This window comes from Ruegeria sp. HKCCD7628, from assembly GCF_057221005.1.
The window spans coordinates 17,611-37,344 of the sequence record NZ_JBWVBA010000001.1 but is presented as its reverse complement, the minus strand read 5'-3'; the positions used below and the strand labels follow the sequence as shown (position 1 = coordinate 37,344).

The following is a 19,734-nucleotide window of genomic DNA, read 5'->3' as shown; positions in this document are numbered from 1 at the left end:
GCGGAACTTTCCTGACCGAATGTGGAGGTCTCATTTACTAACAGGGAGCGCGCTTTTTGATGGGCATACTTCGGCAAGCATTGTTCTCCCTAGTTTTGTGCCTTGCACTACTAAGTTGTACGCGTCCGCCGGATCTTATTGGCATTGAAAATCCGGATGTGTCGCCATCCCAGGTGCCGGGTATAACAAGCCATAAAGTTTTCATCATGACATCCAGAGCTCGAAGTGGCGTTGAAGCTGAACTATATTCTCGTCAACGATCAGGGCAACTCGGCCTTTCGTCAGTCGTTGTAACCGTGCCCCCTAACCACACGACCTCAAAGATAGAGAGATCGAAAACAAATCCACCAGACCCGCGCAAGAACTTCACTGTAATTGAACCTGTGGTGTATGAAACCGACGGTAAGTTCCTATCAAGTATGAATAGAGAATTGGAAAGAAGATCTCCAGAAGATCGAACGATCTTAGGTTTCGTACACGGGTATAATATGACCCTGAGCGACGCGACACTTAGGTTAACCCAATTCGTGCAAGACTCAGGTTTCGAAGGCGTTCCGGTACTTTTTTCCTGGGCATCTTACGCTAGCGCCACACGATATGTTTACGACCTTAACAGTGCACTTCAATCTAGAGTTCAAATGGTGACTGCCGCAGATTTGCTGACGCGCAGCAATGCGAACAGGGTTGATATCTTAGCATGGTCCATGGGCAGCTTTGCCATAATGGAAGGCATTGTCTACGCAACGACAACTGGCCATTTTGATCGTAAGAACCGACTGAAGAACATTATTCTGGCTTCACCGGACATCGATCTCGACCTGTTTCGTGCTCAATTGCAATTGATCCCCGAAGTCGTAGATGACGTATACATCCTTACTTCGAAGGCCGACTACGCGTTGAAGCTTTCAAGCTTAATTGCTGGACGACAAACACGACTTGGGCAAGCAAACATTGAGCAATTGGAAGACCTTGGTGTTTCAGTAATTGATCTCAGCGAAGTCGACGACGTTGGAACGAAGAGCCACGGAAAATTTGCTGAGTCGCCTAAGGTTGTTCAACTTATTGGCCGAGGCTTGAAGGAGACTAATTCTCTCGGAGAGGTCGCAGGCAGCGAGGCTGTGAGCCTTCCGTCTCTGCTTATCCAAGAACCGCGAAGATGATCCCCAATTGCCGCGGTTCAATAAGCTGTTTCGCTAGCTTTCTCATTTTCACTTCTGAGTATGCCTGTAGTCCTTTCCACAGAGTTTGACTCAATATTCAATTTGCGTGGCCAGTTTTCTTCACTTTAGCATGTGAAACCGCGAAAGCTGCATTGGTAGTGCCGCAAATTTTGTCGTGAAATGGCAACGACTTCCTAAGACCAAGGATAGTAGCGTAACCGCTACAAGTCTTCCTGATCGCCACTTCAGAAAGTGGCGAACCCAATGGAATTCGGAGTGCGTCATGAAATATTATTTTTTGTCCCTAGCGTTTTCTGTTTGCCTAACCGCATTGCAGACAATCAATCCTGCTCTGGCACAAGAAGCTTCAGAAGCAGAACAAGCTTCCGACGAAAAATTCCGTTCTAAAGATGACAAAACCGGAACAAACCCGATTAATTTTCAGAAAGACGTCCGCCTTTATCATGAATATCAAGATTTAGGAGGCGGAAACACGGGAAACGTTACTACGTTTGAATACCGAACGCCGTTCGCCAAAGGTAAATGGCAGTTTCGGATAAAAATTCCTCATCGATCAGTTGATGTTACTGGCCCCGGCTTTTTTTTTGATGAGGCGGGCCTTGGGGATATCAACTTTCGCGTCTTGACCGTTCCCTATCTGAATCCCGAGACTCGGCAAGCTTTCGCATACGGATTAGAGGTATGGTTGCCCACCGCGTCAGAGGACATCCTCGGCGACGATGACGTTGTATTGGGTCCGCAGTTATTTTACGCGTTCTTCAATCCGTTCGGCATTAAGAGTTCCGGGCTCTTCCCCGGCATACAGCATGCTTTTAATGTGGGATCAAACGTCGGCGACGATGTCAATGAGACCCGATTTGATGTCTTTTTCCTAAAGCAATGGCCTGAGCAGCAGCTCTATATGCTCTTGAATCCTCAATACATTGTGGATTGGGAAAACGATACCCAGGGCGGTGTTTTCGATGCGGAGGTTGGATACACGTGGAAATCCGGCGTCACTCTTTACGGCCGCCCTGGTGTCGGCTTGGGACCAGACGAACCACTGGATTGGAACTTCGAGGGCGGGGTCAAATATATATTCTGATCCTGAGCCCCTGCATTACTCAAATTTCGTTTTGGAGAGCAAGATGATGGGTCGAACATTCATAGCATTTGCAGTTGCAGTCACGACTCTGTTCGGCACGGCGGCTTACGCGTCCGAGAAACCCAACATTGTTTTGGTGTTCATGGACAACTTCGGTTGGGGCGAGCCTGGATTTAATGGCGGCGGAATAACGCGTGGTGCAGCGACTCCACGTCTAGACCAATTGGCTGCTGAAGGTTTGAGACTCACAAACTTCAACGTCGAGTCTCAATGCACACCATCACGCGCAGCGATAATGACCGGTCGCTACGCTGTTCGGACCGGCAATGGTACAATCCCTTTAGGAGGGGGCGTATATGGCTTGGTGCAGTGGGAAGTTACCATGGCCGAAATGCTGTCTGATGCGGGGTATGCAACTGGCATGTTCGGCAAGTGGCACCTTGGTCATACAGAAGGTCGATTTCCTACTGATCAGGGTTTTGAGGAGTGGTACGGAATCCCAAACTCAAGCGACGAAACACCTTGGTCCATCCTTGATGGGTTTTCCGAAAGCGGTGTTGCCGGAACCCACATTTATGAAGGCATTCGAGGTTCAACACCGCAGCAGGTTTTGGACTATGATCTTGAGCAGCGGGCATTGATCGACGGTGAGTTAACTAGGCGCGCGATCGACTTTATGGCTCGTCACGCCGCATCTGAAACGCCTTTTTTCCTCTACCTGCCTTACACAATGACACACTACCCCCTCATTCCCCATCCGGATTTTGCGGGCTCTACCGGCAACGGTAGATTTGCAGATGTGCTGGCACAGATCGATGCTTACAATGGTATGCTATTAGACGCGATTGACGATCTCGGAATACGAGACAACACGATCTTTATTTTCACGGCCGACAATGGTCCTGAAATCTTGCCTGAAGGATCAAATACTCCCTCCGTTGAATATTTCATACCGGGCAATGCAGGTCCTTGGCGCGGCTCGCTATTCACCGGGTTCGAGGGCAGCTTGAGAGTGCCGTTCGCAGTGCGTTGGCCAGGCAAAATTCCGGCTGGTGTAACCAGTGACGAAATTATTCATGAAATGGATTTATTCCCCACATTCGCCAATATAGCGAGCGGCTCAGTTCCAGACGACCGGATAATAGATGGTATCGACCAGACCGAGTTTTTCCTTGGAAATAAGGAGAAATCAAATCGGGAAGGCGTAATTGTTTATATGGGTAACGACGTTTGGGGCGTGAAATGGCGGAACTGGAAAGTACACCTCAAAGAGCAGCAGAACATTCTGACAGGTACCGTAAGTTACGGCGTGCCGCGGATCTACAATCTCTATAAAGACCCCGGTGAGACACAGAATGTCTTGTTTCCTGAGACTTGGGTACCGCAGGCAGCTCTGAAACAACTTACTCAGCACGCAATCTCACTTCAAAAAGAGCCTCCAATTAAGCCTGGCACTAAGGATCCATACATCCCCGCTGAATAAGCAAATGTGTTCTGTTGAACTTTCTTCACAAACTCTTCGTTCCCTTGATGCCGCGCGATTCTGCTTCGCTTGAAGGTCTGCTAAGCTGTTCGCAATGCGCGGAAATTACTTAATCCGTCGACGTGTCTGGAACAAAGTAGGTCCAAAACGCATATTGCGTCAGACTGCCGACGTTTATTCGGAATCTGACCGAATTCCTGCAACTTTATCTACCAAGGACCAATCTGTTGTTTATGGATTCGGAAAGCAGGCGAGAAAGGTATCCAGCTTCAGTTTGCTAACTTTAAATCCTGTCTATGCAGTTCGGATGAAAACGGGAGGGTGACCCATGCCGAAAACGATAGTTCGTTTGCTGCCATATCTTTTTATCAGTTTCGCTTTCTTGAGTTTCAATGCAGCCTATGCACAGCCCACAGAAACAACAGAGCAGCAAGTAGATTGGCTCCAATTGGGGATGGGACTTTTTGGCGGCTTGGCGCTCTTTTTAGCTGGATTGGATCTTTTGTCTGAGGGCTTAAAAAAGGCCGCAGGAAACACCCTGCGCGATGTTCTTCAGAAGTTGACAGTGAATCGATTCACGGGCGCCGCCACCGGTGCATTTGTTACCGGTGTACTGAATTCTTCTTCTGTTACGACAGTGTTGGTCGTGGGGTTTGTTACCGCCGGTGTCATGACATTGGCGCAATCCGTCGGCGTAATCATGGGAGCAAATATCGGCAGCACTGTCACGGCGCAGCTGCTGGCTTTCAACCTCTCTACGTATTCCCTTATTGCAGTTGCACTAGGTTTTTTTATGACTTTTGGCAGCAAAAATGAGCGCCCCAAATACATGGGTATGATGATAATGGGCCTCGGTTTGGTGTTCTACGGAATGGGTCTGATGAGTGAGGGTATGAAGCCTTTGCGCAGCTATGAACCCTTTCTGGAAATCCTTGCTAGCATGGAACGTCCGCTTTTTGGCATTCTGGCGGGAGCACTATTCACTGGGTTGGTTCAATCCTCCGCTGCCACTGTTGGTATTGCAATTGCGATGGCAAGCGAAGGTTTGCTGTCTCTTCAGGCCGGGATAGTTTTGGCCTTAGGAGCCAATATCGGGACCTGTGTCACCGCTTTGCTTGCGGCACTTGGCAAGCCAGTCGAAGCGGTTCGCGCATCTGTTGTCCATGTCTTGTTCAATATTGCAGGCGTCATAATTTGGCTTCCGTTTCTGAGCATTCTTGCGGACATAGCCGTAAGTGTTTCGCCCGCCGCTGCGGAAGGTCTGGTTGGAAAAGACAAACTTGCGGCGGAGGTTCCTCGGCAGATCGCAAATGCCAACACCATGTTCAATGTCCTCAACACTATGATATTTATTGGTTTCACAACGGCCTTCGCGCGCCTCGCGGAAAGACTGGTCCCAGATCGACCTGAGCCAATGGATAAAATCATTAAGTCCGAATTCCTCGATGACGCGGCGCTGGAAGCGCCCACGATCGCACTTGAAAACGCCAGAAGAGAGATTGAGCGGGCCGGACATATCGCCTTGGAAATGATGGACGCGTTGGGTGAAGGGGCTCAACGCTACGAAAGAGGAGCGTTGGATGCGGTCGCAAAGCGTGACGACGAAGTGGACATTCTAAGTTCAGAAATCATGAAGTATCTTGGTCGAATACGACAAAATTCACTCACGGAAAGCGAGAGCGATACCCATCAGCAACTTGTCGCCGCGATTATGAATATCGAGAGCGCAGCTGACATCGTTGAGGCGGATATGGTTGGGTTGCTCAAAATCTTCATCGATGGCGATTTTTCCGAAAGTAGTGAAACAACGCGAGATATGGTGCAGGGTCTTTGGACTTGTGTGAGAGAAAGTCTTGAACTCGCAGTCCAGGCTGTGGGGAATAGTGACGAACGCTCTGCCCAAGAAGTGCTCTTGCTCAAAGACGATATTAGAACCCTTTCCGACCAGCTATTCGAAAGGCACGCCAAGCGACTAAACATCGACGAACCCCGGTACTTGGAGCGTGTTCGACTACTGATGACTTTTATTGAGCAGTTGCGCCACATGTACACACTGACAAAACGGGTCGCGAAGACACAGTTACCAGTCGAAATCGCCGCAGAGGCGGCATAATTGGTTAATAGGTCAATTTCGGCAATGCGGCGAAGTTATTTGTTGTCCACACGAATTCTTGTTTTGCATATTTCCGCATGGAACGACTGTACCAAACGTGCCCCCACAACGGCCACAACGATAAAACTGTGGGCTTCGTTGGGGCGCTTGAAGCGGTTGGACAAGTTGTTCCAACGGTGGCGATATAACAATCTCAAGACGTACGCCTGATGAGGCTGCGCTGCGGACACCTATTCTTCGACAATTCCCACAGCAAGACCTTCCGTGAAGCTCAGAGCTACTCTGTCTCCCTGGCTAAGTTGCTCAACAAACTCACGACCAACTTCTGTTTCAACCTCGATCATTTGTTCTGTGCCGCTGCTGTCCGTCACAGTGGCTATTGAATTCGCGGCGTCGAAGGAAACAAAAGTCAGAATTAACGTGACCATCGTTCCAGCGGCTACGCCCGGTGTTGATCCCTCTGCCGCCCGGCCTTCCAATTCAACCATACTGTCGACCTCGCCAGGGAATGCCATGTTTGCAGCTACCCCCAGTGTGTAAACCGCTTTGACCTTGTCGCCTTCTTCAATTTGGTCGAAGTTTACGACTTCCGCTCCTGCAACAATGGTCTCTTCTTCGCCTGTCTCTGAGTTTTGCAGCACTATAAGCCGAGTGTCCGGGTCAACCGACTTAACTGTCGCATCGGCTTCGATGGTCACGCTGCGCTCAGCTGTTTGAGCAAAACTGAACGCAGGCATAATCAAGAAAAATGCAGAAACAAGAAGTTTAGTTAGCATGTCTTCTCCTAATAAAATTCATGGTTGAAGCCTGCAAAGTAGCACACAGTTTTGCAGTATAGCAAAACGTTGTCACACCGCTTAGCAGTTTCAAAGATGTATGTCAGTCAGTGTCACCAAAGACCGAAGTTCTTGAGCATCAGAATTGCGCCATATATCGAACGATTAGTCTAGAGCACTTAGGCGGAGAACGCTTGTTCGGCTGAAGCGATGTCAGTTTCGTCCGCTTTTTAGTCATTCCGATGGGCTCAGGTCCCAGACACGCTCAGGCAACCCGAAGTTCTCAGTGACAGCATTTCTGTCCTTACGCTTCAGAGTAATGCCTAAGATACTTCTTATAGGACAACGTGTCGGATGACTTGCAATAAGGGGGATAGTACCCCCTCCCAATAAAGTACCTTACCTAGTGGACTACATAAGGTAGCCTCAAATAGCCCTTAGGCGGCCATGGCAAAACCACTGTCCAAGGTCATCTTCACTTGAGGGATGAAGCCCAACCGTTCTTTATACTCATCCTTCAGCACAGTTGACGCCAATTCATGATCCCGTTGCTTCACGATCAGACTGTCATGAACCGGAAGGGACGGTATGTCTTGCAACTCATAGAGGCACTGCATTGCTTTTAGAAAACACTCTGCTTCTTCAAACTGCAAAATAGCCCAATCCAGTTTTTCGGGTTCGAGACTGGACAAAACCGGGTGTCGGGCCAAGATCGACGAAACCACGTCCTTCAGCTTGTACCGATCCCTAGGGTGGTAGCCATGTTCGGAAATGAAGTCGTCGTTGAAAGACCTCGGCCAGCGGGATGGGGGTTTCCCCCGCCCGATAGAGGCGACAATGATCCGTTTTGTGACCTCTCTCGATATCCCGTCGATCTGATAAGGATCGGGATCATAGGCGAGGGTCTCACCTTGGATTGCGTACAGAATGGATAGCTGACTGGAAGAAACATCAATTTCACACGTTGGTTCACCATCAATCATAATGGCTTTCCGTTTTTCCTTCGGCATCTGCATCCAATCGTCGTCAGAGGCACAATAGAAACGGCCCCCGAGATTGAAGTCGAACCCTTTCCGGTCACCGCAATTGAAGATACGTCGCAACATTGGTTGATCTGATAGGTTAAACTTGTGACGGGCGAGATACCTGTTCAGGGTCTCTACTTCGGTTCTGCGCTCCTGAAATCTGGGGCCACTCTGCTTGATGAGCTTGCCACCTTTTGGGAAATTGTAGTCGCCGTCTTTGGTACTGCGTACCTGCAAGACACTGGCGTGACTGTGACAGCGTTCAAAGTGCTCGGTGACGTTGGCCGCTGTGAGTTGGTAGCTCTGGGCCAGTTCCAACAGAGCTGGTGTGGCTCTGAACCTCCGCGCTTTTTTGTACGTTGTGTTTTGGTCACTGTCGTCAATCGAAGCTCGGAAATGCACAAAGCCAGTTTCTTCCATCAGCCCCATTCCCATCCAGTAGGTTCGAAGCTTGATAAAGGCATCACTACTCACCAAGGTCTGTGCAAGTTCGTCTTTGTCGGATGGTCGATACATGTAGCCTTTGGCGGCCTCATTCGCGCTGTGCTTGATTAGATCGGCAGCCAACGCTCCAACTGCCAATTTGAAGTTGTCCAAGTCGTTCTGTCGTCTGGCACGTTTTCGGGGGTGGTATTGTGCTTCGTAAGCAATAGTTCGGTTTATCAACTCGGATACAAAGTTCTTCGATGCTTCGGTTACCGTAGACCGATCTAACGAAGCAAACCGGGCTTTGTTGAATGTGTGTCGAAGTAGACGTGTTACGTCGTTGTTTGTTTTGCGCATACATTTTCCGTATTGGGCGGTTTCAAAAAGAGAGGAAAGATTTAGGGAAACTTCCTCCTTTATAGGCTCAATATCCGAACACACACTTTTTCAGGCACCAAACGTCTGGAAAACTGAATGCCATAGCCGTTACTCGAGCAACGCCAATCAGACCACAATTGCTGTGTACACCCGACTAGCGTGCATGTCGTTGAGAGGGCGAGACTGTCCTAAATGTTGAAGGCTTACCAACTAACTTTGTTGAAGATCACGATAGAAGTGTGCGGACACCAGTTTCAGGCTGATCTTCATCAACCATCTTCGCAACCAAACGTCCGCTAGTCAGTGTCGGCTTTCCACAAAAAAAGAGGTGTTGAGTTTTGGTTTCGCTGACCTTTTTCCTTTTGACTCATCTCAAGGAAGGCAAATTGTCCTGTGTGGGTTTATGTACCACAACATCTAGTATTGGATGTATGGAGGGTCAAGTTGTGACAGACATAACCCTTTGATGTTATTGGGTATGGGCTTCCCTAACTACTAGGTCTTGATAGGCGATTACATATCGAAGATGTCAGGAGTTCAAATCTCTTATCACCCACCATTTTTTCCTTTTAGCGATTCATCAAAAGGCCCCAGGGCTTTGGTAATCCGAATAGAAAAAGGGCGGAGTTTTCACTCCGCCCTTTCCACAGCACTCTCAATTTAGTGTGTCGTTGCAGAAGCCGCCGAATTATCAGAAGCCTTAGCCGCAGCGGCAGCGGCTTCCTCGGCCGCTTCGTCCCACTCAATCGGCTCTGGTTCGCTGACCAAAGCCTGTTTCAGCACTTCCGAGACATGCGAGACCGGGATGATCTCTAGCCCTTCCTTCACGTTATCCGGAATATCGGCCAGATCCTTTTCGTTTTCCTCGGGGATCAGAACCGTTTTGATGCCACCACGCAGAGCTGCCAGCAGTTTCTCCTTCAAACCACCAATCGGCATCGCATTACCGCGCAACGAAACTTCGCCGGTCATGGCGATGTCCTTGCGCACCGGAATACCCGTCAGCACGGAAACGATCGATGTGACCATCGCCAGACCTGCCGAAGGCCCATCCTTTGGCGTCGCCCCATCCGGCACGTGGACATGGATATCCAGTGTGTCAAACTTCGGCGGCTTAACACCGATCTGCGGTGAGATTGACCGCACATAGGACGAGGCTGCATCGATGGATTCCTTCATCACATCGCCCAACTTACCAGTGGTCTTCATCCGACCTTTACCCGGCAGTTTCAGCGCCTCGATGTGCAACAAATCGCCGCCAACAGAGGTCCATGCCAGACCAGTGACAACACCGACCTGATCATCCTGTTCGGCCAAGCCGTATCGGAACTTGGGTACACCTAGGAAGTCATCCAGATTGTCTGGCGTCACCGTAACGGATTCAGCCTCTTTCTTGATGATCTTGGTCAGCGACTTCCGGGCAACCTTGGCGATCTCGCGTTCCAGATTCCGCACGCCTGCCTCGCGGGTATAGGTGCGGATAATGGATTGCAGCGCGTCATCGGTCAGCTCAAATTCCTTAGCCTTCAGGCCGTGGTTCTTGACCTGCTTGCTGATCAGGTGCTGCTTGGCGATCTCGGATTTCTCTTCCTCGGTATAGCCAGCCAGTGGAATGATCTCCATCCGATCCAGCAGAGGCCCAGGCATGTTGTAACTGTTCGACGTGGTCAGGAACATCACGTTGGACAGGTCATATTCGACCTCAAGATAGTGGTCCATGAACGTGCTGTTCTGTTCCGGGTCCAACACTTCAAGCATGGCCGAAGCCGGGTCGCCACGGAAATCCTGCCCCATCTTGTCGATCTCATCGAGCAAGATCAGCGGGTTAGTGGTTTTCGCCTTTTTCAAAGCCTGAATGATCTTACCGGGCATCGACCCGATATAGGTCCGACGGTGGCCGCGGATTTCGGATTCGTCGCGCACACCGCCCAACGAGATGCGAATGAACTCGCGCCCCGTGGCTTTGGCGACCGACTTACCCAAAGACGTTTTACCCACACCCGGAGGGCCAACAAGGCACAAGATCGGGCCCTTCAGCTTTTTCGAACGCTGCTGAACCGCAAGGTACTCGACGATCCGTTCCTTGACCTTTTCAAGGCCGTAGTGATCGGCATCCAGAATGTCCTGCGCGCGACCCAGATCTTTTTTGACGCGGGATTTGGTGCCCCACGGCAGTGCCAGAATCCAGTCCAGATAGTTGCGCACAACGGTGGCTTCGGCCGACATGGGCGACATGTTCTTGAGCTTCTTCAGCTCACCTTCGGCCTTTTCGCGCGCTTCTTTCGACAGCTTGGTCTCGGCGATTTTCTCTTCCAGTTCGGCAACTTCATTGCTGCCGTCCTCGCCATCGCCAAGTTCCTTCTGAATGGCTTTCATCTGCTCATTCAGGTAGTATTCGCGCTGCGTTTTCTCCATCTGAGATTTGACGCGGGTCTTGATCTTTTTCTCGACCTGAAGAACCGACATCTCGCCCTGCATGAGGCCATAGACCTTTTCCAGCCGCTCACTAACCGAGAGCGTCTCAAGCAGTTCCTGCTTTTGCTCGACCTCAATGCCCAGATGGCCCGAAACTAGGTCGGCCAGCTTGGCAGGCTCGGTGGTTTCACCAACGGAGGTCAGCGCTTCTTCGGGGATGTTCTTGCGGACTTTGGCGTAACGCTCGAACTCATCCGCGACGGTGCGCAGCAGCGCCTCGGTCGTCGTCACGTCACCGGGAATCTCGGTCAGATATTCGGCACGAGCTTCGAAGAAATCTTCGTTTTCCAAAAATTCGGTGATCTGCACCCGCGCCTGACCTTCGACCAGCACTTTCACGGTGCCGTCGGGCAGTTTAAGTAGTTGCAAAACATTGGCCAGCACACCCGACCGGTAAATCCCATCAATCGAGGGATCATCGTCACCTGGGTCAATCTGGCTGGACAGCAAAATCTGCTTGTCGTCCTGCATCACTTCTTCCAGTGCGCGAACAGATTTTTCCCGACCCACGAACAGCGGCACGATCATATGTGGAAAAACCACAATATCGCGCAGCGGAAGCACCGGGTATGAGGAATTCAGAGGCTCTTGCATGCTCAATCCTTATCATTGGCAAGACGGTACTGGTCCCTATTAAGGCAACGCCCGACCGTCTCCTGTTTGGACGATTAAGGTGGGGTTCAAATACCCCATTTCAACCTCATCGCCGTATGTCGTGATCCAGAATGACCCGAGGTTTTTCGGACTGCAAGGCACCGCGCCGGAATATCCACCGATTTTAACACAACTGACTCAATGTGCGGCATCAAATCGGTTCAATATCGCCCTGAGCGCGCTGCGCGTGGAACTCGGCCTGCCATGCCTCGAATGTTCCAGTTGCAATGGCGTCGCGCATTCCCTGCATGATATCCTGGAAATAATGCAGATTGTGCCACGTTAGCAGCATCCCCGAGATCATCTCGTTCGAACGGAACACGTGGTGAAGATACGCGCGGGAATAATTCGAGCAAGCCGGGCATTTGCATTGCTCGTCCAGCGGTCGCGGATCGTCGGCGTGACGGGCGTTTTTGATGTTCACCACACCATACCGCGTAAACACCTGCCCTGTTCGGCCGGAACGCGAGGGTAGAACACAGTCCATCATGTCAATACCGCGTGCAACCGCGCCTACGATATCATCGGGTTTGCCGACGCCCATGAGGTAGCGCGGCTTGTCGACTGGCAGCATATCCGGCGCAAAGTCCAGCACATCGAACATGGCCTCTTGCCCTTCACCTACAGCCAGTCCACCGACGGCGTAACCTTCAAAGCCGATTTCCTTCAACGCTTCGGCAGATTCTTCGCGAAAATCCTGCTCTAGCCCGCCTTGCTGAATGCCGAACAGCGCATGGCCCGGACGGTCGCCAAAGGCATCACGGGATCTCTGCGCCCATCGCATCGACAGCCGCATGGACGAGGCAATCCGGTCTCGGTCAGCAGGCAACGCAGGGCATTCGTCAAAGCACATAACAATATCCGAGCCCAAAAGCCGCTGAATCTCCATCGACCGTTCCGGCGTCAACTCGTGCTTGGAGCCGTCAATATGCGATTTGAACGTCACACCCTTTTCGGTCAACTTGCGCAACCCGGCAAGCGACATGACCTGAAAGCCGCCCGAATCCGTCAAAATCGGACGATCCCAATTCATGAATTTATGCAATCCGCCCAAGCGGTCGATCCGCTCGGCGGTGGGACGCAACATCAGGTGATAGGTGTTGCCCAGCAGAATGTCCGCACCCGTCGCACGTACGCTTTCCGGCATCATCGCCTTGACCGTCGCCGCCGTTCCGACCGGCATGAAGGCCGGAGTACGCACTTCACCACGCGGAGTGTGGATTACTCCGGTTCTGGCTTTGCCATCGGTGGCCTTCAGGTCAAAAGAGAAACGTTCGGTCATTCGGTGCCTCGGGGTCGCTGAACCGGGCAGCGTTTGCCCGATCCGCGCGCCCAATGCAACCCGTCAAGGAAGAGAGGCGACGCGCTCGGTGAACAGCTGCACAACCCCTGCCCCATCCACATCGCGGCAAACTCGGATTGGCGGGCGAGAGGGGTCGGGGCGCGTGGCACCGATTTCAGAGCCAGTTGTGGTAACTTTCACCCCGGTGTCAACCATGTCGAACATCCCATCATGCGTACAGGCGATCACAGCCGTGGAGTCGTGGAGCCCACACCCCTCAAGACCCCCAATTTCCTTGTAGAAATTGAGATAGAACCGAGAGATATCCCGCAAGAACCCGCCAATATCCGTAGATTGTCTCGCCAACGCTTCGAAATCGGCGGTTTCGTAAAGGGTTTTAAGCGTGACATCTAAGCCGACCAGAACAGTATCCGGAGGCGAAGAGAACACCTCATCCGCTGCTGCAGCGTCGTGGTAAATGTTAGCCTCGGCGTGTTCGGTAATGTTACCTGGGCAAAACACGGCCCCACCCATAATGACCAACCGCTTGATGTTGCCTGAAAACTCGGGGTCCAAGCGCATTGCCGCAGCGATGTTGGTCAGCGGTCCCACGGCACAGACCACCAATTCACCACGATGCGCTTTCGCCATTTCCACAAGGAATGCGGCGGCGTCCAGCGAATGGTTTGTCCCTACCTCTGGAATATCCGTTAAGTCACCAAAGCCTTCGGGACCATGAACACGCTCGGATGGCGCGTGATCGGTCCTACCCAGCGCGAAAGGCGCACCTTCGGCGACCGGTGCTTCTACAGCCAGTCGATGCAAAAGGTAACGCGCATTTCGGCTGGATTGGTGAACATGCGTGTTGCCGAAAACGGTGGTCAGCCCCAATAGATCAATTTCCGAGGCCGCCGCCGCATAAGATATGGCCATGGCGTCGTCGATGCCGGGATCGGTGTCGATAATAAGTTTCATGCACGTCCGATAGCGCAATCACCAAGGGATGCAAAGCGGCCACATTCGGAAATTTCCCCCTTACATCCGAACGTTCATAGATTTGAATCTAATCCTATACCCGCCATACCTGACTTGAAATTGGGCAAGTCAATCCCCTAATGTATACTATAGTACACAATAATGAGAGGACAGATATGACCGAAGACCAGATTATAGGATTGCTTTCGTCGAACATCATTTTCGTTCTTGGCGCCGTTCTGATTGTCGTTGTTATCTTCAAAGGCATTAAAATCGTGCCTCAGTCGGAAAAATACGTGATTGAACGCTTTGGCCGCCTGCATTCGGTCCTTGGACCGGGTATCAACTTTATTGTTCCGTTTCTTGATGTTGCACGTCACAAGATATCCATTCTGGAACGCCAATTGCCCAATGCGACGCAAGACGCGATTACTAAGGACAACGTGTTGGTGCAAATCGACACCTCGGTCTTTTACCGCATTCTTGAGCCTGAAAAGACCGTCTACCGCATCCGCGATGTAGATGGTGCGATTGCCACCACTGTGGCTGGGATCGTCCGGGCCGAGATCGGCAAAATGGACCTGGATGAGGTTCAGTCGAACCGTGCACAGTTGATCAACCGCATTCAGGAAAGTGTGGAAACTGCCGTAGATGACTGGGGCATCGAGGTGACCCGTGCCGAGATTCTGGATGTGAATCTGGATCAGGCGACGCGCGATGCGATGTTGCAGCAGTTGAACGCCGAACGCGCCCGTCGGGCACAGGTCACCGAGGCCGAGGGGCAAAAACGCGCTGTCGAATTGAACGCCGACGCCGAGCTGTATGCGGCCGAGCAAACCGCCAAAGCTCGTCGTATTGAAGCTGAAGCCGAAGCGTATGCAACCGGTGTTGTGGCCAAGGCCATTCAGGACAATGGTATCGAGGCTGCGCAATACCAGGTGGCGTTGAAACAGGTCGAAGCGCTGAACGCGCTGGGCGCTGGCAATGGTTCGCAGACAATCGTTGTGCCTGCAAATGCATTGGAAGCATTTGGCGATGCCTTTAAGATGCTGAAGGGAGGCAAGTAATGGCAGACCCGTTCTGGCTGACATGGTGGATTTGGTTGGCGGGGGCATTGGCCCTCGGCATCCTCGAGATTGTGCTGCCGGGATTCATCTTTCTGGGCTTCGCAATCGGCGCGGCAATCACTGGGTTGTTGCTGATCATCCCAGGTGTGGCGCCGTCCCTGCCGGTTCTGCTGCTGATCTTTGCTGCATTGTCGCTGATAGCATGGCTGGTTCTGCGACGGATGTTCGCCCTGCCCCACGGTCAAGTGAAGACCTTTCGGCACGACATCAACGAATGAACCCACTGGTGCCCGCTTTGGGCACCACGCCACCTCTGGACGCTGCCCATAGCTTTCCCTATATAAAAGCTCAGGAAACAGACCCGAGGCACGAATGACTCACCCCAGCGAACAGTTTGAAGGCACGCCATTGATTGCGCCTTCGACAATTGAGCACCCCCTGTATGACGCAGTGGTCGAGGCCTGCCGGTCAGTCTATGACCCTGAAATTCCAGTTAACATCTATGATCTGGGTTTGATCTATACCATCGACATTTCCGGCGAGAACGCGGTGAAAGTGATCATGACCCTGACTGCACCGGGTTGCCCGGTAGCAGGCGAAATGCCCGGCTGGATCGTCGAAGCCGTCGAGCCGGTTGCGGGCGTCAAGGAAGTCGATGTCGAACTAACTTGGGAACCCCCCTGGGGAATGGAGATGATGTCAGACGAAGCCCGTTTAGAGCTGGGCTTCATGTAAGCACGATCTGATATCTTGCCGAAAAACCGCCCGTCTGACCGGGCGGTTTTTTATTTGACGTCGCAGGTTGTTCTGATCTCGGCGGCCCTTTCGTCCAGCGCTTTGACGTAGTCGCCTGAAAGCATTGATAGCCGCTTCTTCTCCGTCCCGGTCACCAGCCCCAACAACGCACCTGCGGGCAATATCGACACGACACTTTCAACTTGCTGGTCCTGTGCATGTTTCTTTTCTGCTGCGATGGCGCGTAAGTCGCCTTCGGCCGTCGCACAGTTTACCGGGTGCCGCTTGCCGTCCACAGCTGCGGATGCAACGCCTGCGACCACTATTGCAATCGAGATAAACAGGCCCGCCTTCAACACCTTGGAGAGTTTATGCATGTCCATGCACCTTTCATTATCCACTGCCATACCCTGTTCGCAGGCTAGGCCGACCCATTGTCTGAACGCAAGCTTGGGTTCCGTCTGACGGCAACCTTACTGGAAAAGTTAGGTAAGCACGGCTGCTATGTCTTGAGACTGTTTCGCCTAAGCACTAAATTGAAGATAACGCGCGATAACGGAGACCAACATGTTCGGCATTCCCGGGAAACAAGCGGTGACGATCACACCGAAAGCTGCGACCCAGATTGTGAGCCTGATGAAATCAGGTGGACATGCCGGGCTGCGCATCGGTGTCAAGAAAGGTGGCTGCGCAGGCATGGAATACACCATGGACTACGTGGACGAAGCCGATGCCAATGACGAGGTCGTAGAACAGGATGGCGCACGGGTGATGATCGCCCCTATGGCACAGATGTTTCTGTTCGGAACCGAGATCGACTATGAGGTTTCGCTGCTGGAATCCGGCTTCAAGTTCCGCAACCCTAACGTTGTCGATGCCTGCGGTTGCGGCGAGTCGATCAAGTTTGACGAAACGCTCTCGGCCCAGCGTTAAGACGCTTCTTTCAGGTGAACATAGGTTTCGTTGAACCGCGTCGTCAGGTGTTCTCCGGCACGAATAACCTTGTCTGAATTCGGCGGAGCAACATTTGTGTCGTAGGACGGATTGAAGAACAGCGGCACCGAGATCCGTTCTTCAGACCCTCCTACCACCCGGTGCAACGTGGCTTTGACCCGACCGTCGGTCCAGAATTCCAGCATTTCACCAAAGTTGATAATGAAGGTTCCGGGTCGGGCTTCGGCCGGTTCCCATTTTCCATCAGGCATTTGAACCTCTAGCCCAGCGGTACCATCTGTCGCCAACAGTGTCAGACACCCATAGTCAGTGTGTGCGCCGATTCCAAAATCCTGATGCCCTGCCCAAGCGGGGCGCTGAGGGTAGTAATTGCCGCGCAGCAAGGCCATGGGCGTTTCAAATGCGCTGTCGAAGCTGGCTGCATCTCGACCCAGGGCCACAGCGATTGCCCTTAGAACGCGCATCGCGACTGCACTGGCGTCGGTGTAGTAGGGCTGGATGGTATCTTGGAAGCCGGCCGGCGCCTCGGGCCATTGGTTCGGCGCATAAACGCTCAGGTCCTTGGCTGCATAGAGGTTTCCTGCTGGTAGTTCGTATCCGCAGTCAAAAACCTCTTTGAAGTCGGGGTTGGCATTCGGGTCGACCTGTTCGGATTGTGAAGCGCCCCACCCTCGGTTTGCCCCAGTCTTAGCCATATCAACGCGCGCTTTCTGGGCCTCGGGTAAGTGAAAGAACTTTCGATAGGCTTCAATGACCGACGTGCACCGTGATGCATCCAAGCCTGTATTGGACACAGTCAGGAAACCCACCTCACCGATTGCGTGCAGCAGGCGGGCCAACTCATCGGGCTCGCGTCGGTCCAGTTTTTCTAGGTCCAGGTTGTTGATCATGAGGGCCTCGGAAATTGCGCGGGAGTTGTGCCGTTTTGGCAGCTAATCCGCAACCAGAATTGTCAGTGTGTCCGCACGGTGCTATCCGATGTGCAAACAATAGCTTAAATGGGGGATCCTATGATGCGGCGCAAGCTTGCGGCAGGGAATTGGAAGATGAACGGAACGGCTGCGGATTTAGCCGAGTTGGAGGCGCTGTCAAGGACCTACCCTTCCCCATCAGTTGATGTGCTGATTTGTCCACCCGCAACGCTGATACACCGTGCCGCGCAAACGGTCGGTGAAGCCGGGATCATGATCGGCGGTCAGGACTGTCATACCGCGTCATCCGGCGCCCATACTGGCGACATAAGCGCCCAGATGCTGATGGATGCCGGGGCATCAATGGTGATCCTTGGCCACTCTGAACGGCGCGAAGATCACGCCGAACAGAACGAAGATGTTCGCGCCAAAGCGCGTGCCGTTATGGATGCTGGCCTAAAGGCCATCATCTGCGTCGGTGAAAGCCTTGAACAGCGCGAAGCGGCCAACACGCTGGACATCATTGGCGGCCAGATGTCGGGCTCGATCCCGGACCAATCCACCGGCGAGAACCTGATCGTAGCCTATGAACCCATTTGGGCCATCGGCACGGGAAAAGTTCCCACATTGGACGAAATCGGAGAAGTCCACGACTTTATCCGTGCGCGTCTGGAACGGCGGTTTGGCGAAGGCGTGGGGCGGTCCGTCCGGTTGCTTTACGGCGGGTCAGTCAAGCCCGGCAATGCGGCGGATATCTTTGCCGTATCCAACGTGGATGGTGCCTTGGTTGGTGGCGCCAGCCTTAAGGCTAACGACTTTTCCGGCATTATCGACGCATTGCAGAACGCCTGAGACTACGCCAGTTTCATGGTAACCAAACCGGCCACAATCAGGGCGGCTGCGATAAGGCGCGGGGCTGTCACGGCCTCGCCCAGAAAGACAACGCCAACGGCAAAAGCACCGATGGCCCCAATTCCGGTCCAAATCGTGTAGGCTGTGCCAAGTGGCAGATCACGCATTGCCAAAGCCAAAAGTCCGAACGATGCGACCATGGAAACACCCATAATGGCGGTTGGCCAAAGACGGGTGAAACCGGCAGATTGCTTCATGGCAACAGCCCAGCCAATCTCGAGAACACCGGCGAACAGAAGAAAAATCCAAGGCATTGGGACACCTCTCATATCTTCGAGTCGTCCCGAACGATACACAGGTTTAGATGAGGTCGTCCTCGGCCCTCAATCTGGGCACTAAAAATCCCTCATTCAAGAGCATTTCTTTCACAAAACTGTAGCCTGACCGTCACATCCCGCCTCTAAAGATGCAGAAATCGCATTTTTACACCGCGAACTTGAAGTCGCGCGGTGGCCGTAACAAAACGGATGGAAACCTGCTGACGGAAACCTCTGGCAAAGCCTGTGTTCCGTGCATGAAATGGGGTACGCCGTTCAGTGCGCATGATGTCAACATGCTGTTCGCGGCTGTCCGCGATCATTTGCCCGTAGACCATGACGTCATTTGCATCACAGATGACACCACCGGGCTTGATCCCGCCATCAAGACGCGCGCCCTGTCCTTTCCCCAATTGGATCAGTCGGAATGGGTTCACGGTAAATGGCCCAAATTGCTTATGTTCGACAGACGGATTGTGCAAGGCTACGAAACAGCGCTGTTCCTTGACCTCGATCTCTTAGTAACCGGTGAACTCACGCCCCTGTTGCTCAGCGTACGTGAACGCGGCGGGCTTTACCTTATGCCTAAGTTTCGCGCCTTTGTGTGGCGTGCGATACCCGCAGCGTTCTGGGATCGTGTTCCGGGGCTTATGAACCTGGTCACACGTGGGACTTCTTCTGTGGTCGGATTTATACCCAGGAAGCAGTTCCACTTGTATGATGACTTTGACGCGGCCCGCGACCTGAAGGCTTACAAGAATGATCAGGACTATATCTCAGGGCGGGCGTGGCGGCGTCGGTGCTACCCGAAGGATTGGTGTATCGGGATAATACACCTGGTCCCCTATTGGCCGTTCAATCTGATTTTCCGAAAGTACCGCAACCTGCCAAAACGCCCTAAAATCGTTATCTTCAAAGGAAACCCGAAAGCGCTTGAGCTGGCGGGGCAGAATGTCGGGGAATGGGGAACGAAGCGCCGCCGTGGCTTTGGCAGCATTGGCTGGGTTGAGACATATCTACAGAAATACAGCACGTAAGAAGAAAGG

18 protein-coding genes are annotated in these 19,734 nt (G+C 52.5%); 10 read left to right on the top strand and 8 right to left on the bottom strand.

Annotated features, from left to right (window positions below; genetic code table 11):
• Positions 1-59: 59 nt before the first annotated feature.
• The 4 genes from AC2TAD_RS00180 (at position 60) to AC2TAD_RS00165 (ending at position 5,861) form a co-directional block, all read left to right on the top strand.
• Entirely contained in the window at positions 60-1,160 is a 1,101-nt protein-coding gene (locus AC2TAD_RS00180; protein WP_170751018.1) for an alpha/beta hydrolase, read from the top strand.
• Positions 1,161-1,443: 283 nt separating this feature from the next.
• Positions 1,444-2,265, top strand: coding sequence for a hypothetical protein (locus AC2TAD_RS00175; RefSeq protein ID WP_170354049.1), 822 nt, complete (start codon positions 1,444-1,446; stop codon positions 2,263-2,265).
• Positions 2,266-2,308: 43 nt separating this feature from the next.
• The gene (locus AC2TAD_RS00170; RefSeq protein WP_170354048.1) at positions 2,309-3,748 is read left to right on the top strand and encodes an arylsulfatase; all 1,440 of its coding nucleotides are present in this window, start codon (positions 2,309-2,311) and stop codon (positions 3,746-3,748) included.
• A gap of 328 nt (positions 3,749-4,076) precedes the next feature.
• Positions 4,077-5,861 carry a Na/Pi cotransporter family protein gene (locus AC2TAD_RS00165; RefSeq protein WP_170751015.1) on the top strand — a complete coding sequence of 595 codons (1,785 nt, stop codon included), beginning with the start codon at positions 4,077-4,079 and terminating at the stop codon, positions 5,859-5,861.
• Between the two features lie 230 nt (positions 5,862-6,091).
• Here the strand turns inward: AC2TAD_RS00165 and AC2TAD_RS00160 are convergent, their stop codons facing one another.
• The 5 genes from AC2TAD_RS00160 to AC2TAD_RS00140 all read right to left on the bottom strand — a co-directional run bounded on the left by AC2TAD_RS00160 (position 6,092) and on the right by AC2TAD_RS00140 (position 13,852).
• On the bottom strand, positions 6,092-6,637 hold the full coding sequence (locus AC2TAD_RS00160) for a hypothetical protein (RefSeq protein ID WP_170751013.1): 546 nt from the start codon (positions 6,635-6,637) through the stop codon (positions 6,092-6,094).
• A gap of 437 nt (positions 6,638-7,074) precedes the next feature.
• Entirely contained in the window at positions 7,075-8,529 is a 1,455-nt protein-coding gene (locus AC2TAD_RS00155) for a hypothetical protein (RefSeq protein ID WP_170751011.1), read from the bottom strand.
• A 597-nt stretch (positions 8,530-9,126) separates the two neighbouring features.
• Positions 9,127-11,535 carry an endopeptidase La gene (gene lon, locus AC2TAD_RS00150; protein ID WP_480865421.1) on the bottom strand — a complete coding sequence of 803 codons (2,409 nt, stop codon included), beginning with the start codon at positions 11,533-11,535 and terminating at the stop codon, positions 9,127-9,129.
• Between the two features lie 211 nt (positions 11,536-11,746).
• Positions 11,747-12,877: a tRNA guanosine(34) transglycosylase Tgt gene (gene tgt / locus AC2TAD_RS00145; RefSeq protein WP_480865419.1), complete on the bottom strand. Its 1,131-nt coding sequence runs from the start codon at positions 12,875-12,877 to the stop codon at positions 11,747-11,749.
• Between the two features lie 63 nt (positions 12,878-12,940).
• Positions 12,941-13,852 carry a nucleoside hydrolase gene (locus AC2TAD_RS00140; RefSeq protein WP_480865417.1) on the bottom strand — a complete coding sequence of 304 codons (912 nt, stop codon included), beginning with the start codon at positions 13,850-13,852 and terminating at the stop codon, positions 12,941-12,943.
• A gap of 176 nt (positions 13,853-14,028) precedes the next feature.
• Between AC2TAD_RS00140 and AC2TAD_RS00135 the strand changes: the two genes are divergently transcribed.
• From AC2TAD_RS00135 to AC2TAD_RS00125, 3 genes are all read left to right on the top strand, one after another.
• Positions 14,029-14,919, top strand: a complete 891-nt coding sequence (locus AC2TAD_RS00135) for an SPFH domain-containing protein (protein ID WP_170751003.1) — start codon at positions 14,029-14,031, stop codon at positions 14,917-14,919.
• Positions 14,919-15,197 (top strand): NfeD family protein, encoded by a 279-nt coding sequence (locus tag AC2TAD_RS00130; RefSeq protein WP_170354040.1) that lies wholly within the window; start codon positions 14,919-14,921, stop codon positions 15,195-15,197. Before AC2TAD_RS00135 ends, AC2TAD_RS00130 begins: the two co-directional genes overlap by 1 nt.
• A gap of 94 nt (positions 15,198-15,291) precedes the next feature.
• Positions 15,292-15,654: an SUF system Fe-S cluster assembly protein gene (locus AC2TAD_RS00125; RefSeq protein ID WP_170354039.1), complete on the top strand. Its 363-nt coding sequence runs from the start codon at positions 15,292-15,294 to the stop codon at positions 15,652-15,654.
• A 50-nt stretch (positions 15,655-15,704) separates the two neighbouring features.
• On the opposite strand, the gene AC2TAD_RS00120 is transcribed toward AC2TAD_RS00125, so the two are convergent.
• Positions 15,705-16,031, bottom strand: a complete 327-nt coding sequence (locus AC2TAD_RS00120; protein ID WP_480865414.1) for a hypothetical protein — start codon at positions 16,029-16,031, stop codon at positions 15,705-15,707.
• Positions 16,032-16,221: 190 nt separating this feature from the next.
• Here AC2TAD_RS00120 and AC2TAD_RS00115 point away from each other — a divergent pair, with 190 nt between their 5' ends.
• Positions 16,222-16,587 carry a HesB/IscA family protein gene (locus AC2TAD_RS00115; protein ID WP_170354037.1) on the top strand — a complete coding sequence of 122 codons (366 nt, stop codon included), beginning with the start codon at positions 16,222-16,224 and terminating at the stop codon, positions 16,585-16,587.
• On the opposite strand, the gene AC2TAD_RS00110 is transcribed toward AC2TAD_RS00115, so the two are convergent.
• Positions 16,584-17,498 (bottom strand): isopenicillin N synthase family dioxygenase, encoded by a 915-nt coding sequence (locus AC2TAD_RS00110; protein ID WP_480865411.1) that lies wholly within the window; start codon positions 17,496-17,498, stop codon positions 16,584-16,586. The two genes, AC2TAD_RS00115 and AC2TAD_RS00110, sit on opposite strands and share 4 nt — an antisense overlap.
• A gap of 123 nt (positions 17,499-17,621) precedes the next feature.
• Here AC2TAD_RS00110 and tpiA point away from each other — a divergent pair, with 123 nt between their 5' ends.
• The gene (gene tpiA, locus AC2TAD_RS00105) at positions 17,622-18,371 is read left to right on the top strand and encodes a triose-phosphate isomerase (RefSeq protein ID WP_480865409.1); all 750 of its coding nucleotides are present in this window, start codon (positions 17,622-17,624) and stop codon (positions 18,369-18,371) included.
• A gap of 2 nt (positions 18,372-18,373) precedes the next feature.
• On the opposite strand, the gene AC2TAD_RS00100 is transcribed toward tpiA, so the two are convergent.
• Positions 18,374-18,685 (bottom strand): DMT family transporter, encoded by a 312-nt coding sequence (locus AC2TAD_RS00100; RefSeq protein ID WP_209196907.1) that lies wholly within the window; start codon positions 18,683-18,685, stop codon positions 18,374-18,376.
• Positions 18,686-18,837: 152 nt separating this feature from the next.
• On the opposite strand from AC2TAD_RS00100, the gene AC2TAD_RS00095 reads away from it, so the two are divergent.
• On the top strand, positions 18,838-19,725 hold the full coding sequence (locus tag AC2TAD_RS00095; protein ID WP_480865407.1) for a hypothetical protein: 888 nt from the start codon (positions 18,838-18,840) through the stop codon (positions 19,723-19,725).
• The last annotated feature ends 9 nt before the right edge of the window (positions 19,726-19,734 follow it).

What these genes read in the sequence shown, in the direction of transcription:
- AC2TAD_RS00180 (WP_170751018.1), top strand. Translation starts at nt 60, where the DNA reads ATGGGCATACTTCGGCAAGCATTGTTCTCCCTAGTTTTGTGCCTTGCA.
- AC2TAD_RS00175 (WP_170354049.1), top strand. Translation starts at nt 1,444, where the DNA reads ATGAAATATTATTTTTTGTCCCTAGCGTTTTCTGTTTGCCTAACCGCA.
- AC2TAD_RS00170 (WP_170354048.1), top strand. Translation starts at nt 2,309, where the DNA reads ATGATGGGTCGAACATTCATAGCATTTGCAGTTGCAGTCACGACTCTG.
- AC2TAD_RS00165 (WP_170751015.1), top strand. Translation starts at nt 4,077, where the DNA reads ATGCCGAAAACGATAGTTCGTTTGCTGCCATATCTTTTTATCAGTTTC.
- AC2TAD_RS00160 (WP_170751013.1), bottom strand. Translation starts at nt 6,637, where the DNA reads ATGCTAACTAAACTTCTTGTTTCTGCATTTTTCTTGATTATGCCTGCG.
- lon (WP_480865421.1), bottom strand. Translation starts at nt 11,535, where the DNA reads ATGCAAGAGCCTCTGAATTCCTCATACCCGGTGCTTCCGCTGCGCGAT.
- tgt (WP_480865419.1), bottom strand. Translation starts at nt 12,877, where the DNA reads ATGACCGAACGTTTCTCTTTTGACCTGAAGGCCACCGATGGCAAAGCC.
- AC2TAD_RS00140 (WP_480865417.1), bottom strand. Translation starts at nt 13,852, where the DNA reads ATGAAACTTATTATCGACACCGATCCCGGCATCGACGACGCCATGGCC.
- AC2TAD_RS00135 (WP_170751003.1), top strand. Translation starts at nt 14,029, where the DNA reads ATGACCGAAGACCAGATTATAGGATTGCTTTCGTCGAACATCATTTTC.
- AC2TAD_RS00130 (WP_170354040.1), top strand. Translation starts at nt 14,919, where the DNA reads ATGGCAGACCCGTTCTGGCTGACATGGTGGATTTGGTTGGCGGGGGCA.
- AC2TAD_RS00125 (WP_170354039.1), top strand. Translation starts at nt 15,292, where the DNA reads ATGACTCACCCCAGCGAACAGTTTGAAGGCACGCCATTGATTGCGCCT.
- AC2TAD_RS00120 (WP_480865414.1), bottom strand. Translation starts at nt 16,031, where the DNA reads ATGCATAAACTCTCCAAGGTGTTGAAGGCGGGCCTGTTTATCTCGATT.
- AC2TAD_RS00115 (WP_170354037.1), top strand. Translation starts at nt 16,222, where the DNA reads ATGTTCGGCATTCCCGGGAAACAAGCGGTGACGATCACACCGAAAGCT.
- AC2TAD_RS00110 (WP_480865411.1), bottom strand. Translation starts at nt 17,498, where the DNA reads ATGATCAACAACCTGGACCTAGAAAAACTGGACCGACGCGAGCCCGAT.
- tpiA (WP_480865409.1), top strand. Translation starts at nt 17,622, where the DNA reads ATGCGGCGCAAGCTTGCGGCAGGGAATTGGAAGATGAACGGAACGGCT.
- AC2TAD_RS00100 (WP_209196907.1), bottom strand. Translation starts at nt 18,685, where the DNA reads ATGCCTTGGATTTTTCTTCTGTTCGCCGGTGTTCTCGAGATTGGCTGG.
- AC2TAD_RS00095 (WP_480865407.1), top strand. Translation starts at nt 18,838, where the DNA reads ATGCAGAAATCGCATTTTTACACCGCGAACTTGAAGTCGCGCGGTGGC.